Annotated in this window: 18 protein-coding genes; 16 read left to right on the forward strand and 2 right to left on the reverse strand. The window is 70.2% G+C overall.

Going from position 1 to position 14,739, the window contains the following annotated elements:
• Nucleotides 1-52: 52 nt before the first annotated feature.
• Nucleotides 53-595, reverse strand: coding sequence for a PH domain-containing protein (locus ACFC0G_RS20205; RefSeq protein WP_376405050.1), 543 nt, complete (start codon nucleotides 593-595; stop codon nucleotides 53-55).
• A 63-nt stretch (nucleotides 596-658) separates the two neighbouring features.
• On the opposite strand from ACFC0G_RS20205, the gene ACFC0G_RS20210 reads away from it, so the two are divergent.
• The 5 genes from ACFC0G_RS20210 to ACFC0G_RS20230 are packed head-to-tail and all read left to right on the forward strand — an operon-like array spanning nucleotide 659 to nucleotide 5,437.
• Nucleotides 659-1,159 (forward strand): helix-turn-helix domain-containing protein, encoded by a 501-nt coding sequence (locus ACFC0G_RS20210; protein ID WP_376405052.1) that lies wholly within the window; start codon nucleotides 659-661, stop codon nucleotides 1,157-1,159.
• Nucleotides 1,160-1,178: 19 nt separating this feature from the next.
• The gene (locus tag ACFC0G_RS20215) at nucleotides 1,179-2,471 is read left to right on the forward strand and encodes a PBSX family phage terminase large subunit (RefSeq protein ID WP_376405054.1); all 1,293 of its coding nucleotides are present in this window, start codon (nucleotides 1,179-1,181) and stop codon (nucleotides 2,469-2,471) included.
• Nucleotides 2,471-2,740, forward strand: coding sequence for a hypothetical protein (locus ACFC0G_RS20220; RefSeq protein WP_376405056.1), 270 nt, complete (start codon nucleotides 2,471-2,473; stop codon nucleotides 2,738-2,740). Before ACFC0G_RS20215 ends, ACFC0G_RS20220 begins: the two co-directional genes overlap by 1 nt.
• Nucleotides 2,727-4,247 carry a capsid protein gene (locus ACFC0G_RS20225; RefSeq protein ID WP_376405058.1) on the forward strand — a complete coding sequence of 507 codons (1,521 nt, stop codon included), beginning with the start codon at nucleotides 2,727-2,729 and terminating at the stop codon, nucleotides 4,245-4,247. Before ACFC0G_RS20220 ends, ACFC0G_RS20225 begins: the two co-directional genes overlap by 14 nt.
• Nucleotides 4,248-4,288: 41 nt before the next feature.
• Nucleotides 4,289-5,437, forward strand: a complete 1,149-nt coding sequence (locus ACFC0G_RS20230; protein WP_376405060.1) for a phage minor capsid protein — start codon at nucleotides 4,289-4,291, stop codon at nucleotides 5,435-5,437.
• 4 nt (nucleotides 5,438-5,441) lie between these two features.
• Here ACFC0G_RS20230 and ACFC0G_RS20235 read toward each other — a convergent pair whose 3' ends face one another.
• Nucleotides 5,442-5,681, reverse strand: coding sequence for a hypothetical protein (locus tag ACFC0G_RS20235; protein WP_376405063.1), 240 nt, complete (start codon nucleotides 5,679-5,681; stop codon nucleotides 5,442-5,444).
• Between the two features lie 161 nt (nucleotides 5,682-5,842).
• Here ACFC0G_RS20235 and ACFC0G_RS20240 point away from each other — a divergent pair, with 161 nt between their 5' ends.
• The 11 genes from ACFC0G_RS20240 to ACFC0G_RS20290 all read left to right on the forward strand — a co-directional run bounded on the left by ACFC0G_RS20240 (nucleotide 5,843) and on the right by ACFC0G_RS20290 (nucleotide 14,736).
• Nucleotides 5,843-6,637: a hypothetical protein gene (locus ACFC0G_RS20240; RefSeq protein WP_376405065.1), complete on the forward strand. Its 795-nt coding sequence runs from the start codon at nucleotides 5,843-5,845 to the stop codon at nucleotides 6,635-6,637.
• A 21-nt stretch (nucleotides 6,638-6,658) separates the two neighbouring features.
• A complete protein-coding gene (locus tag ACFC0G_RS20245) occupies nucleotides 6,659-7,723 on the forward strand; it encodes a major capsid protein (RefSeq protein ID WP_376405067.1) in 1,065 nt (354 codons plus the stop codon).
• A 22-nt stretch (nucleotides 7,724-7,745) separates the two neighbouring features.
• Nucleotides 7,746-8,111 (forward strand): hypothetical protein, encoded by a 366-nt coding sequence (locus ACFC0G_RS20250; protein WP_376405069.1) that lies wholly within the window; start codon nucleotides 7,746-7,748, stop codon nucleotides 8,109-8,111.
• A gap of 2 nt (nucleotides 8,112-8,113) precedes the next feature.
• Nucleotides 8,114-8,623: a hypothetical protein gene (locus ACFC0G_RS20255; RefSeq protein ID WP_376405071.1), complete on the forward strand. Its 510-nt coding sequence runs from the start codon at nucleotides 8,114-8,116 to the stop codon at nucleotides 8,621-8,623.
• A gap of 14 nt (nucleotides 8,624-8,637) precedes the next feature.
• On the forward strand, nucleotides 8,638-9,060 hold the full coding sequence (locus tag ACFC0G_RS20260) for a hypothetical protein (RefSeq protein WP_376405073.1): 423 nt from the start codon (nucleotides 8,638-8,640) through the stop codon (nucleotides 9,058-9,060).
• Nucleotides 9,054-9,371, forward strand: a complete 318-nt coding sequence (locus ACFC0G_RS20265) for a hypothetical protein (RefSeq protein WP_376405075.1) — start codon at nucleotides 9,054-9,056, stop codon at nucleotides 9,369-9,371. The genes ACFC0G_RS20260 and ACFC0G_RS20265 overlap by 7 nt, the downstream gene beginning before the upstream one ends.
• Nucleotides 9,368-9,721, forward strand: a complete 354-nt coding sequence (locus tag ACFC0G_RS20270; protein WP_376405077.1) for a hypothetical protein — start codon at nucleotides 9,368-9,370, stop codon at nucleotides 9,719-9,721. Before ACFC0G_RS20265 ends, ACFC0G_RS20270 begins: the two co-directional genes overlap by 4 nt.
• A 57-nt stretch (nucleotides 9,722-9,778) precedes the next feature.
• Nucleotides 9,779-10,216 (forward strand): minor capsid protein, encoded by a 438-nt coding sequence (locus tag ACFC0G_RS20275; protein ID WP_376405079.1) that lies wholly within the window; start codon nucleotides 9,779-9,781, stop codon nucleotides 10,214-10,216.
• 13 nt (nucleotides 10,217-10,229) lie between these two features.
• Nucleotides 10,230-10,700 (forward strand): phage tail tube protein, encoded by a 471-nt coding sequence (locus ACFC0G_RS20280; RefSeq protein ID WP_376405081.1) that lies wholly within the window; start codon nucleotides 10,230-10,232, stop codon nucleotides 10,698-10,700.
• Nucleotides 10,700-11,206, forward strand: a complete 507-nt coding sequence (locus tag ACFC0G_RS20285; protein WP_376405083.1) for a hypothetical protein — start codon at nucleotides 10,700-10,702, stop codon at nucleotides 11,204-11,206. Before ACFC0G_RS20280 ends, ACFC0G_RS20285 begins: the two co-directional genes overlap by 1 nt.
• 206 nt (nucleotides 11,207-11,412) lie before the next feature.
• The gene (locus ACFC0G_RS20290) at nucleotides 11,413-14,736 is read left to right on the forward strand and encodes a hypothetical protein (protein WP_376405085.1); all 3,324 of its coding nucleotides are present in this window, start codon (nucleotides 11,413-11,415) and stop codon (nucleotides 14,734-14,736) included.
• Nucleotides 14,737-14,739 lie beyond the last annotated feature (3 nt).

A 14,739-nucleotide genomic window follows, 5' to 3' on the forward strand; every position in this document is an offset into this window, starting at 1 on the left:
ACCACCGAAGGCCCTGACCACCACCCCGGTCAGGGCCTTCGTCGCTAACCACTCAGATGCTGTTCAGGATCGCCGTACGCCGGTCCTGGTACTCCACATCCGTGATCGCCCCCGCCACACGCAGTTGATCCAACGTCGCCAGACGCGACGCCACATCCGGCGCCCCTGTTGGCGCCGCAGCCGGAGAAGTCGGCATGGCCTGAGTCTTGGCCGTCGCCAGCAGCATTCGGAGCCGGCCGGACAGCGCCTCGCCGGGCGCCTTCGCAACGGACTTGATGTCCGCCCGGTTGCCCGACGCGAACACCGACAGCGTGCCCATCAGAATCCCCGCGGACCACTGCACCGACGAGATGTTGCTCAGCGGGAAGTCCTCCAGCTTCTGGGACATCATCCCGTGCTTGAAGAAGACCAGCCGCATGTTCGTGAGCGCCACCAGACCGTTACCGCCGCCGTAGATGCCCGAGGCGAGCATGTCGACCGTCTCGCCCTCCCACAGCACGGACGGCAGGTTCTCGATCTCCCGCCTAGACCCGATCGCTGGCCCGGCCTTCTCGGCCGCCGCGTCGATGTCGGGCCTGACGTTGTACTTGCCCATTCCCCACCCCTTCTGTCGTGGCCCGGATGCTATCCGTCCACCCCGTCCGTCCGGAGGTGAATCGTGGGCCTGAAGAAGAACGATCGGCCCGTCGGCGAGGCCGACGACGAGGCCGTCCGACAGCTCCACGCCGAGGGCCTCGGCCGCAACGAGATCGCCCGTCGCCTCCAGCGCAGCGGCCGGACCATCTCCGTCATCGCCGCCCGCCTCGGCCTGGAGTTCACCACCGAGCAGACCGAGAAGGCCACCCGACACCGCACAGCCCAGCTCGCCGAGAAGCGCGCGATCCTCGCCGACGCACTCACCGACGACGCCCTCCGCCTCTCAGCCCAACTCTGGGAACCGGCCAAGGTCTTCAACATCGGCGGCAAGGACAACGAGTACACCGAGCAGCAAGTCCCCGAGCCGCCGGCCGCCGACAAACGCGCGTTGATGGCCGCGGCCACCGCCGCCGCTGCGCAGTCACTGCGCCTGGTCCCGCCGGAGACCGACACCCAGGGCCTCGCCGCCGTCGACGCCTGGCTCCGAGACGTGATGGGCGGTGGCCAGCCCCCGGCGGAGTAGCCGACCCGGAGGAGGCGCCGTGTACAAGGCCCTTACCGGGAAGCAGCTGCGCTCAACGCAGCTGGCGGCGGCCCGCGGCAACCTCTGGGAGGGCGCGGTCCGATCGTCCAAGACGATCAGCTCGATCATGGTGTGGCTCCGGTACGTCCGAACCGGACCCGCCGGGCCGCTGCTCATGGTCGGCAAGACCGAGCGCACCCTGAAGCGCAACATCATCGACCCGATCATCGAGATGCTCGGCACCCGTCGGTGCATCTACAAGTCCGGCGTGGGCGAACTGATCCTCCTCGGCCGCACGATCTACGTGGCCGGCGCGAACGACGAGCGGGCCGCCGAGAAGATCAAGGGCTTGACCCTCGCGGGGGCGTACCTCGACGAGGTGACGACCTTCCCCGAGAGCTTCTTCGCGATGCTCGGCACCCGCCTTTCAGTGCCCGGCGCCCAGTGGTTCGGAACGACCAACCCCGAGGGCCCGAACCACTGGCTCAAGAAGAAGTACCTCGACCGCGCCCGCCTGCACCTGCGGCGGGACGGCACGCTCGCCGAGTCCCAGGACCCGACGGCCATCGACCTGCACCGCTTCAGCTTCAGCCTCGACGACAATCCGTATCTGCCGCCGGCCTACGTGGACGCGCTGAAGCTGGAGTACACCGGCCTCTTCTACCGGCGGTACATCCTTGGCGAGTGGTGCCTGGCCGAGGGCGTCGTCTACGACATGTTCGACGAGAAGCGGCACGTCGTCGACCTGCTCCCGGACATCCATCAGTGGATGTGCGTGGGCCTGGACTACGGCACGATCAACCCGTTTTCGGCGCTCCTCATCGGCGTCGGCACGGACAGCCGGCTGTATGTGGCGTCCGAGTATCGGCACGACTCCCGGCTCGCGCGCCGCCAGTTGACGGACGCCGAGTACAGCGAGAACCTGCGCGGCTGGCTGGCCTCGTACGAGCACCGCGGCACGAAGGGCGTGACCCCGCAGTGGGTGTTCGTCGACCCGTCGGCGGCATCGTTCATGAACCAGCTGTGGTCCGACGGCGTGCCGGGCGTCGCGAAGGCGGACAACACGGTGAAGGACGGCATCCGGTCTGTGTCCGTCGCCCTCGGCCAGAACGTCCTCTCGATCCACCGCTCGTGCAAGGGGCTGCTCTCCGAGCTGCCGTCGTACGCGTGGGACGAGAAAGCCGCGCTGAAGGGCGAGGACGCGCCCCTGAAAATCGACGACCACAGCGTTGACGCGTTGCGGTACGGGCTGCACACCACGGCGCACGAATGGCGCCCCCTGATCCGCTCGAAACTGGAGGTGGCTGCCTGATGCCTGCCGAGATCGAACTCAGCGCCACCGGCGAGGGCACCATCAAGGTCGACGGCGTGCCACTCAAGGGCATCCGCGCCCTGTCGCTCGACGCTGCCGTGGGCGAGCGGCCGATCCTGCGGCTGGAGCTGGCGGTGTACGACATCAGCACCGTCGCCGAGACGAGCATCCACATCCCCGACGACACGGCCGCCACGCTGGTCGCGCTCGGCTGGACCCCGCCGCCCGGACAGCCCGTAGACGAGGAGGAGCACGATGCCGCTCCCTGACAAGGGCACCGCGTGGCCGCCGATCAGCCCGATCATCGCCTCCGACATGGAGGACTGGTCCGCCTGGTACGCCGCCAGCCCCGACCGGCTCACCTACCGCTACCGCACCCGGCGCAGCACCGGGCGCCAGTACGGGCAGCCGCAGAACCGGCCCAGCCAGTACCGCGGTGGCCTCGTCGGCACGGTGGCCCGCTGGTTCTGGGGCGAGCCCACGTCCCTCGGCGAGAAGCGTGCGAACCTGCACATGCCACTCGCCCGCGACATCGCCCGCACGAGCGCGGACCTCCTCTTTTCCGAGCCGCCAACCCTAGTCACCGAGAACGCGGCGACTCGGCAGCGCCTCGAAGACCTCATGAACGACGGGCTCCTCCGCACGCTGATCGCCCAGGCGGAGATGACCGCCGCGCTCGGCGGCGGCTACCTGCGGATCATGTGGGACACGACGATGAGCCCGCGCCCGTGGGCCACCGTCGTCCGAGCCGACGGCGCCGCGCCCCGCTTCTACGGCGGCCGGCTCCGCGAGGTGACGTTCTGGAAGGTCATCGCCGTCGACGGACAGAAGGTCGTCCGGCACCTGGAGCACCACGAGCCGAACCTCATCCTCCACGGCGTGTACGAGGGGACCGAGGACAACCTCGGCAGCCCCGTCGACCTCGGCGCCTTCCCGGAGACGCAGGGACTCCAGGCCGTCATCGTCCTGCCGATACTGAAAGGCCGTCTCGCCTGCGTCTACATCCCGAACTCGATGACGGCCCCGGACTGGCACGACGTCCCAGGCGCCGCCGGCCTCGGGACGTCGGACTACCAGGGCTCGGAGACCTTCCTCAGCGGGATCGACGAGACGTACACGAGTTGGATGCGGGACGTCCGGCTCGCCAAGTCGCGGATCATCGTCCCCTCCGGATACCTCAACTCCAACGGGCCCGGTGAGGGCGTGTCGTGGCAGGACCGCGAGGTCTACGCCCCGATGAACATCCCGCCGACCGAGCAGGGGCAGGGCATCACCCTCAACCAATTCGCGATCCGGCACGCCGAGCACCGGGCCACGATCGACGACCTCGTGTCCCGGGTCGTACGGAATGCCGGCTACTCGGGCGGCACGTTCGGCGACGACGACGGCGGATCGATGGTGACCGCGACCGAGGTCCGGGCGCGCACCGCACGCAGCATGACCACCCGGGCCCGGAAGTCCGAGCTGGAGGCCGTCGGTATCGCCGACCTGGCCGAAGCCATCCTGATTCTGGAGGCGTCGGCCCTCTTCCCTGGGCTGCCCTCGGTCGAGGTGGAGCGGCCGTACGTCCAGTTCGCCGACTCGATCCAGGAAGACATCAAGGTGCTGGCCGAATCGGCGGAGATCCTGCACCGTGCCGAGGCCGCGTCCCTGGAGGCCCGGGTCGCGCTCGTCAACCCGGGGATGCCACTGGAGGAGCAGGCGGCGGAGGTCGCCCGGATCCGGCGCGAGACCGGCCAGGACACCGCGGATCCCGCGCTCACGGGCGCCGAATGACCCGGCCCCGGGCTCGGGCAGGACGGTAAGGAGGCGGACTGATGCCCGTCTCTCCCGCCATGGCCGAGGATCTGGCCGCCGCCATCGCGAAGCTCTACGCGGACGCCGAACTCGCGCTCTTGGAGAAGCTCCGCAAGGCGCTGATGGAGGGCATCGACAGCCCGCTGTGGGCCGAGATCAAGCTCCGCTCGATCGGTGACCTGCGGGCCGCAGTCGAGGACGTCACCTCCGCCCTTCAGACCGATGCGAACGGCGCTGTGGGCCGGGCCCTGGCGGAGGCGTACAGCCGGGGCCGGCAGGCCGCCGTCGCCGAGCTCGGCGCCCTCGACATCGGCCGGGAGCTCCAGGCCCGGGACGTCCTGCCCGGGGCGCCGGCCGTCGACCGGCTGGCCGCGTCGTACGCGCAGGACACGCGCCCGCTGTACGTGCGGATCACGCGCGCGGTCCTGGACGTGTACCGGTCGATCGTCACCAGGGCGTCGGCGTCGGTGCTCCTCGGCGGCCTCACCCGGCGGCAGGCCACTCAGCACGCGCTCGACCGCTTCGCCCAACGCGGTGTCACCGGCTTCACGGACTCTGCTGGCCGCTCCTGGGAGCTGGCGGCGTACGCCGAGATGGCCGTCCGGTCGGTCACCGCGCGCGCGGCGATCGAGGGGCATGTCGACGCGCTCGCCGAGCTCGGGGTGGGCCTGGTGATCGTGTCCGATGCGCCGCTGGAGTGCGAGCTCTGCGCCCCGTGGGAGGGCGAAGTCCTCTCCCTGGGCCCCGACTCGGGGCCGCGAACGATCCGCGCCGAGGCAGCGGTCCAGACGACCGGCCTACGGGCCGCGTTCCGGCCGCCGGAGACGGTGGCGGTGCACGTGGCCGGCAGTCTCACCGAGGCCAGGGCGGCGGGCTTGTTCCACCCGAATTGCAGGCACTCGCTGTCCGCCTTCCTGCCCGGTGTAACGACCCGGCCGCCGCACCATGCGACGCCGGGGACGACGTACAAGGACACGCAGCGGCAGCGGGCGATCGAGCGGAACATCCGGGCGTGGAAGCGGCGTCAGGTCGCGGCGACGACGGACGCCGACCGGCGCCGGGCGGGGGTGTTCGTGCGGAAGTGGCAGGCGCAGGCGCGCGCGAACGTGGCCGCGCACCCGGACCTTCGCCGGAAGCCTGCCCGGGAGCAGATCGGGCAGGCCCACTGACCCTCTACTGGCGCTTCCGGAAGAGCCGTATCTGGTCATCGAGCCACTCCTGCGGAGTCATGCCCCGGTAGTGGGCCGCCTCTGTCACCGCGACGGCTGCGACGGCAGTCAGCCACCAGGCCGTCCGTTCTGGATCCTCGGCGCCCGCCCAGAGAGCGTCCATCCCCTCCGAGTCCTTCCGGAGGACCGCGCTCGTCATACCGAGGGCCGTTCGAAGCGCCTCTTCCGTCTGCTCGTCTGCCATGTGCCGACGATACCGACGCCCATCACGGGCGTCCCTCGTACTTCCCTCCGCCTGGCGCGGACGGGAGCACCACGGCCCGCCTGGCGCGGGCCCATGCACCACCCCTTCCTCAGGTCGGCCAGGCGTCGGCCAACCCCTACGCGCCCCAGGAGGGCACGACCATGCCGAAGCGCACCCTCGCCCGCCACCAGCACCGCCTCGACGGCGGCGGCTGGGCCCACCCCTACTCCACCGGCCCTTTCGGCCCGTACCTGTACGCGGACGGCGGGGACGGCGACGGATCCGCATCCGGATCCGAAGCGGACCAGTCCACCGGACAGGCCGCTGACCAGGGCGGACAGCAGTCCGGACAGACGGACAGCAGCGGATCCGGCGACGGACAGCGCTCCGGACAGCAGCCCAAGGCGACCGGCGGCGACGAGAACGCCACGACCGTGAAGCGGCTGGAGAAGGAACTCGCGGACGCCCGCAAGGAGGCCGCGAAGGACCGCACCACCGCCAAGAACCAGGCCGCCGACGAGGCCCGCGCCGCACTCGCCCAGGAGATCGGCAAGGCCCTCGGCCTGGTGAAGGCCGACGAGGCACCGGACCCCGCCGAACTCGCCAAGGCCATCACGGAGAAGGACTCGACGATCGCCGAGCGGGACACCGCGCTCCGCGCGAAGGAGATCGAACTCGCCGTGTGGGCCCGGGCCGACAAGGCCGGCGCGAAGGCCGGCGCGCTGCTCGACTCCCGCTCCTTCGTCCGCGCGCTCAAGGACCTCGACCCGGGCGCCAAGGGCTTCACCACGGCCCTCGACGACGCCATCAAGACGGCCGTGAAGGACAACCCGGCCTTCGCCGCCCAGCAGCCCGCGGCCCGCTCCGGCGGCGACCTGTCCGGCGGCACCGGCGAGAGCAAGACGAAGCGGTCCGGGTCCCTGTCCGGCGCCGTCTCGCACCACTACCAGAGCTGACCCCCACCTGAGGAGAACCTCATGCCCATCACCCTTGCCCAGGCGCAGGTGAACACGCAGACGGACGTCGACTACGCCGTCATCGACAACCTCCGCCGGTACTCCTGGCTCCTCGACCAGATCGTCTTCGACGACACGGTCAACCCGGGCACCGGCGGCGGAACCCTGACCTACGGCTTCACCCGCCTCACGGCCGCCCGCGCCGCAGCCTTCCGCGCGCTCAACGCGGAGTACACCGCCGGACAGGCCACCCGCGCCCGCTCCACCGTCGACCTCAAGCCCCTCGGCGGCAAGTTCGACATCGACCGCGTCCTCGCCCGCCTCGGCGCCGCGCAGACCAACGAGATCACCTTCCAGATGCAGCAGCTGCTGACGGCTACCCGGACGAAGTTCCAGGACGAGCTGATCAACGGCGACGTGGCGGTCGACGCCAACGGCTTCGACGGCCTCGACAAGGCCCTTACCGGGTCCAGCACCGAGTACCTCCCGGTCAACGAGGGCGTCACCACCGGCTACCTCGACTGGACCCGCGGCACCATCGACACCCAGGCCGAGGCCATGGCGCAGCTCGACGTCGTCGACGACTGGCTGTCCCGGATCGTCCCGTCCACCACCGGCGGCGGCGACCAGGGCGCGCCCGGCGCCCTCCCCCCGGGCGTCAAGGGCATCCTCGGCAACACGCGCTCCATCACCCGCCTGCGGGCGCTCGCCCGCTGGGCCGGCATCTACACCCAGGAGCGCGACGACCTCGGCCGCGCCATCGAGCGGTACGGCCCGTGGGTCCTCATCGACCTCGGCGACAACGCCACCGGCGCCGCGCCGATCATCCCGGTCGAGACCCGGGACGCGGATGGCGCCGGGGCCGGCGGCAACATCACGGGCCTGACCGACCTGTACGCGGCGTCCTTCGGCCTGGACTCGCTGCACGGCGCGTCCGTCGCCGGGGTGCCGCTCGTGCAGACGTGGATGCCGGACTTCGAGCACGCGGGTGCGGTCAAGTCGGGCGAGATCGAGATGGGCCCGGTCGCCATGGTGCTCCGCAACACCAAGGCGTGCGGCGTCCTGCGGAACCTCAAGGTCCAGTAACCCCGGAAGGGAGCAGCACCCCATGAACACGGTCCACGTGACCTCTCCCGACCCGGAGTTCAGCGGCGAGTCGTGCGGCATCGTCTTCACCGACGGCGCCGCCATCGTCTCCGACGCGGAGAAGACCGGCCGTCAGGCGATCGAGTACTTCCGCCGCCGCGGCTACGGCGTCACCTCGAAGGCCGTCGAGGAGGTCGAGGAGGCATCCGGCACCAGCCCGGAGGCGCTCTTCGACCCGGCTGCGCACGACGCGGCCGAGGTCATCGACTACCTCGACCAGCTCGACGCCAACCTCCCCGAGGAGGAGGCCGAGATCGCTCGCGTCATCGACGCCGAGCGTGCGGGCAAGGCCCGTAAGACGGTCCTCGCGCTCGACGAGAGGGGCTGACCATGCCGCTGACGGCATCCCTGTCGGTCGCAGCTTCTGCGACCCTCACCTCCCCGCTCGACCTGACCACCGCGTCCGCGCCGGTCACGGTCCGGGCCGCCACCACGTGGCAGACCGGCACGACGGCTGGCCGCGCCGACCGCGTGTTCTCCGACCGGCGCAGCCTCGTGGCGTCGGCGACGGAGGATCTCGACCTCGCCGGTGTCCTCCTGGACGCTTTCGGGGCCGCGATCACGTGGGCCCGGATCAAGGGCCTGTACATCCGGGCCGCCGACTCCAACGTCAACAACGTGGTGATCGGCGCCGCCGCAACCAACGCGTGGGCCACGCTCCTGGGCGCCACCGGCACGATCACCCTCCGTCCCGGCGCCGCGATCGGCGTGACCACCGGGGCCGCGGACGCCACCGCGTACGCGGTCACGGCCGGAACCGGTGACCTGCTGAAGGTCGCCAACTCCGCTGCCGGGACGGCGGTCTCGTACGACGTCGTCATCATCGGCGCCAGCGCCTGAGGGAGGTGGTCGCCGTGGCCCGCGTCTACGCGACCCCCGCCCAGTACGAGGCCTACACCGGGGTATCCCCGGCGCCGGCCGACATCGGTACCCGTCTCCGGAAGGCGAGCGTGTTCCTCGACGCGCAGGTTCTCCGGTACTGCTTGTACGCGAAGGACGGCACCGGGATGCCCACCGACGCCCTCGTCCTGGCCGCGGTCTCGGACGCGGCATGTGCGCAGGCGGAGTGGGGCATCGACGTCGGCGACATCACCGGCGCTGCCGGTGTCGGCTGGGGCAAGGTCGAGATCGGCTCCGTCAGGCTGGAGCGGTCCCTCACCACCACGTCCGGAGGTGACGCCCCCGGGCGACAGGTCGCCCCTGCGGTGTGGGACGCGCTCCAGTCTCCGGACCTGACCCCGGCGATCTTTCAGATGGGGGTGGTGGTCTCGTGCTGACGATCCCCGCCTCGATGCTGATCCACCGGGTCACGGTCGAGCCGTACCAGGGGGTCGGGCCGTCCGGTCCGGTGTACGGACCGGCTGTCGAGGTGCGGTGCCTGAAGGAGGACCGGACTCGTCTCGTGCGCTCTCCCGAGGGCGACGAGGTGGTCTCCTCGGCCACCTTCTACGCCATGCCCGGCACCGTCGCCCCCGCGAAGTCGCGGGTGGCGCTGCCGGGCGGCCGGAAGACGAAGGTCATCGCGTTCATCGACGCGGACGGCGGGGCCCTCGGCACCCCGAACCACGTGGAGGTGCAGCTCGTATGAGCCCCCAGTACGCGCGGATGACCTGGCAGGGCAACCGGCTGTGGACCCAACGAGGTCGCCGCCTTGCCTCCCAGGGGCTCGGCCGAGGCGCTGAGCACGTCCTCGGCGTCTCCAACACCAGGGTCCCGCTGGAGGAAGGCACCCTCGAACGCTCGGGCCGGGCCGATGTCAACGAGCTGGTAGCAACGGTCTCGTACGACACCGTGTACGCCGTGCGCCAGCACGAGGAACTCACCTGGCGGCACCTTCCCGGCCGCCGGGCGAAGTACCTGGAGTCGGCCATGAACGACTCCCGCGAGACGGTCCTGCGGCTGATGGCCGTCCCCCTGCGGGCCTGGCTCCGCGGCTAGCTCCGCCCCCTCCGGCCCGCCGCCGCGCGGGCCCTCACCCATGCCCGGAGGTGACCGGTGGGCTACACCCGCGACGTCCTCGACGGATCCGCCCGGCTGCTCTCCACGGCCGGCCTCGGGGAGTACCGGCCCGACGGCGTCTACGGCCCGGACGAGTCCGTGACCGCGATCGGCTACGGCACCCGACCGGAGGCACCCGACCGGATCCTCTGGCTCAACCCGTACCCGGTCGAAGACACCGACCTCACCGACGTCATCACCGGCATCCAGATCTGGATCCGAACCGGCCCGAACCCCCTCGACGCGAGCGACCTCGCCGACGGCGTGTTCGCCACGCTCCACAACCGCCAGGACGTCGCCTTCGGCAGCACCCGCGTGGCGCTGATCTGGCGCCAGTCCCAAGCACTCCTTGGCCAAGACCCCCACGGGCGCCAGGAGATGACCGCCAACTACTACCTCCGGGCGCAGCGCCCGGCCCCATACCTGATCGACTGAGGAGGACCGCGTCATGTCGACGCCGACCGAAACCGCCCTGGCACGCCGCTGGAAGATGGACGTGAACATGGGCGACGACCTGACCCCGGACTGGCAGCCGATGATCGCCATCACGGAATTCCAGCCGACCTGGCCGCCGAACATCGAGGACTCCGGCACGTACGACACCGACGGCTGGAAGGAGCAGACCAAGACCGCGCAGGAGTGGCAGGTCGAGCTCACCTTCAACCGGAAGAAGAGCCCCGACTCCACCACCTTCTCTTCCGTCCACGAGAAGCTCCGCCTCGCCAGCTTCGCCTACGGCTCCGCCTCCGAGGTCGGCGTTCGCTTCTACGACCGCAGCGGCCTCCCCGAGGCGTACACCGGCAAGGTGCTCGTCGAGTGGGAGGACCAGGGCGGCGAGTACACCGCCCTCGGCCAGGTCCAGGCCACCCTCCACGGCACCGGCCCGCTCGCCCCGATCACGAACCCGGTGACCCCCTGATGGCCGGCGGCTTCAAGGTCCTGGAGGAGTTCCTCGGCGACTCCCTCGACCTGCCCGTCAAGTGCCGAGACGGCCAGGTGCGGACCTTCCACATCGCGGGCCCGTCCGCCGAGGACGGCCTCCGGGTCGAGAAGCTCATGGAGACCGGCATCAAGCTCGCGGCCGACCCGGACGCGACCCCGGACGCCGCCGCCCTCGACGACCTCGCCGAGCTCAACCTCTACCGTGCTGCCCTCGGCACGGCGTACGACGAGGTCCTCGCGAACGTCGACTGGCCGCGCTTCCGGCACGTCGCGCTCACCGCCGTCCTGTGGATCAGCCAAGGCCTTGAAGCCGCCGAGCAGTACTGGGACGCCGGCGGCGACCCTTCTCCGCAGGGCCCGGCGAACAGGGAGCAGCGCCGGGCCTCATCCCGTGCGGCGAAATCGACCCCCACACCGGCCTCCCGGAGTGGTACGAGCACCCCGCCGGCTACAAGCCGCGCCCGCAAGGCCACCCGAGCCTGACCTGGTCTGACCTGCTGGAGCAGTGGGCACTCGTCGAGGCCGACTGCCACGAGATCTACGGCCTCGACCTGTCCACGCCCGGCCTGCTCCAACAGCGCTCTTGGCGGTGGCTCCGCGTACGCATCCTCGGCCTGCTGTCCACCGAGTGCCGGATCCAGCGCCACTTCACACCACCCGAACCCACTACATCGAAGGGGGTGCGGTAGATGGCGCTCACCGTTGGCGAACTGGTCGGCGTCCTCCGGGCAGACGACTCCGGGTGGAGGTCCGGCCTCGCGTCCGCCCAGCTGCGTATGCGCGGCCTCACCCGCGACGCGCAGGGACAGCTCCGGGACCTCCGCGGCCGGTTCGTCTCCGAGGGCGACGCCGCCGGCCGCGGGCTCGCGGACGGCATCCGGGCCAACGCTGAGGTCGCCGTCAACGCTCTGAAGAAGATCGGCCCGGCAGCGGCGAGTGTCGGCGTAGGTCTGCCGGCGGTTGCTGCGCTGTCGTCGGCACTCGGCGGTCTGGCCGCCGGTGCGGTCGCGGCAGGTCTGGCCGTTGGGGCGTTCACAGCCGCGGTGAAGCCGCAGTTGGCGCTCATGCAGGAGTCGTCGGCCGCCGCTGACAAGCTCGCGAAGGCGGAGGAGAACGAGGCCCGGAAGAAGGCCCTGGCCGAGAAGCTCAAGAAGTCGGGCTCGGACCTGGCCACGAAGGCCGCGAAGGCCTACACCACTGCCCGCCTTGCCACGAAGGACGCCGAGGCGGCCTACCAGCGGCAGACGGCCGGCATGCCGAAGGCCACCCGGGACGCGGCCCTCGCGCAGGCCAAACTGAAGGTAGCGACCGAGGAATGGTCCGCGAGCCTCGCAGACACGACCATGCCCGTCTTCACCCGGGGCCTGGATCTGCTGCGGTCGCTGCTGCCCACGCTTACGCCGTTCGTGAAGGCGGCGGCCAAGGCTCTGGGCGACATGCTCGACCGGGTCGCGGTCGGCGTGAAGGGCGCCAAGTTCAAGGAGTGGGCAGCCGACATGGCGGCCGCGTCCGGGACGTCGCTGGCCAACTTCATCAAGGTCATCGGCAACTTGGGCAAGGGCTTCATGGGCCTGATGCAGGCCTTCCTGCCCACCTCTCTCACCGTCACCGGCGGCCTCGTCGCGATGACCCAGGCGTTCGCCGACTGGGGCACCAGCCTCAAGGGCTCTGCGGGGTTCGCCGAGTTCCTGGAGATCGCCGGCCAGGGCGGCGGCGTCTTCCTCAACCTCGCCAAGGCCGTCGGTGCGCTCCTCGTCGCCGCAGCCCCGCTCATGGGCGCGCTGACCCAGATCGCCAACGCCATGGCGACGGTCATCAGCAACACCCCGACACCCGTTCTGACCGCGATCGCCACCGCGCTGCTCGTCGCGAAGGTCGCGATGATCGGCTACGCGGCCGGCGCCCGGGTCGTGGCGGCGGCCAACGCACTGATGGCGACGTCAGCGTGGACGGCGATCGCCGCGTGGACGAGGCTGATGGCCGTCGGGCTGATGGCCTACGCGCGGCTGGGCGCCGCCGCTGTCGTGGCGGCAGCCCGAACGGCCGCAGCGTGGACGGGTGCCGCCCTGGCGTCTTTGGTCACCTTCACAGTCCAGGTGGTCCGTACCGCGGCGACGGCCGCAGCCCAGTACACGCTCATGGCGGCCCGCGCCGTTGCCGCTGCGGCTACGACCGCAGCTGCGTGGCTCGGCGCCGCGCTCACCTCGATGGCCACGTTCGCCGCGCAGATCCTTCGTACTGCCGGCATCGCAGTCGCGCAGTTCGCCTTGATGGCTGCACGCGCGATCACCTGGGCCGCCGTCATGGCCGCGCAGTGGCTGATCGCCATGGGCCCGATCGGCTGGGTCATCGCCGCCGTGATCGGCCTGGTAGCCCTGATCATCCTCAACTGGGACAAGATCAAAAACGCCACCAAGAAGGCCTGGGACTGGGTCTGGCAAAAGATCCAGGGCGCCGTCCAGAAGGTCATCGCCGCAGTCAACTGGCTCGGCCGACTGCCGACGATGGTCAGCAACTTCTTCGGCAAGGTGAAGGAGTGGGCCATCCGCAAGATGGCCGAACTGGTCATCTGGCTCCGCGGTCTCCCAGGCAAGATCAGGAGCGCACTCGGCAACCTCGGCAGCCTCCTCGTCAGCGCCGGTACGGACATCGTCCGCGGGCTCCTGAGCGGCGTGAAGTCGATGGGCGGCTGGATCAAATCCCAGCTGATGAGCTGGGCCAAGGCCGTGATCCCCGGCCCGATCGCCAAAGCTTTGGGGATCGCCTCGCCGTCGAAGGTCACCGCGAAGCAAGGCGAATGGATCGCTCGCGGTCTCGTCGTCGGTATGACCTCCGGGCTGAGCCAGATTCGGTCTACCGCGGCCAAGATGGCCAACATCATCATCGATGCGACCGATGTGACCCTGACCCCCCGAAAGAAGCGCATTCCGCGCAAGAAGCGCAAGGAGGTCAAGGGCACTAAGGCGCAGAAGAAGCGAATTCGCGAGCAGAACAAGGAAATCGATAGCCAGAACGCGGAGATCGACAAGCAGAACAGAAAGATCGATCAGCAGAACAAGAAGATCGACGAACAGAACAAGCTCCTCGCGAGCCGGTCGAAGACCGCCCGCGACAAGGCCATGGGCGTCCTCAACAGGGGCACGACCAAGCTCAACGCGCTCGCCAAGCGCGAGGGCCAGGTGGCCACGAAGCTGAAGGCCGCCACCGCCAAGCTCAACGACTTGGTGAAAGCCAGGAATGCGCTGGCGGCCGACGTAAAGAAGGGCGTCCTCGACGCCGCGAACATCACGCAGACCGACGAGGGCGGCACGACCGCGACCAGCATCTGGGCCAACTTGAACGCCCAACTGGCCAAGGCCAAGACGTTCGCCGCCCAGCTCGCCACCCTGAAGGCGAAGGGCGTCAGGGCGGACTTGATCGCGCAGATCGCGGAGGCCGGCGTCGAGCAGGGCAGCGCCGCGGCCGCCGCGCTCGCGTCCGCGTCGTCCGGGCAGATCGCCCAGATCAACAGCACGCAGAAGCAGCTCGTCGACGCTGCCACCCGCGCGGGCAACACGGCGGGCGACGCAATGTACGGGGCCGGGATTCAGGCGGCGAAGGGTCTCGTCGCAGGCCTTCAGAGGGAACAGGCCTCGATCGAGCGGCAAATGCTCGTCATCGCCACGAGCATGCAGAAGGCCATCCGTAGTGCGCTCGGAATCAAGTCTCCGTCCCGGGTGATGGCGGCAGTCGGACGGTTCATTCCGGCCGGCCTGGTCCGGGGCATCGAGGCAGGCCGCTCCGCGGTCGATGCGTCGATGTCCAGTCTCGTCACGCCCCCGGCCTCCGTGGCCACCACGGGCGCCGTCGGAGTGGCTGGCCCGACCGCATACGGGCGCACCGGCCCTCCGATCGTCATCGAGTTCAAGTCCTCGGGCAGCCCGCGGGGCGACTACCTCGTCCAGGAGCTCCGCCAGGCCGTCAAGAACGGCGGCGGAGACGTCCAGGTCGTCCTCGGACAGAGAAGGAGATAGGTC

Origin of the sequence: Streptomyces sp. NPDC056169, assembly GCF_042268445.1 — a bacterium.
Classification (GTDB): Bacteria; Actinomycetota; Actinomycetes; order Streptomycetales; family Streptomycetaceae; genus Streptomyces.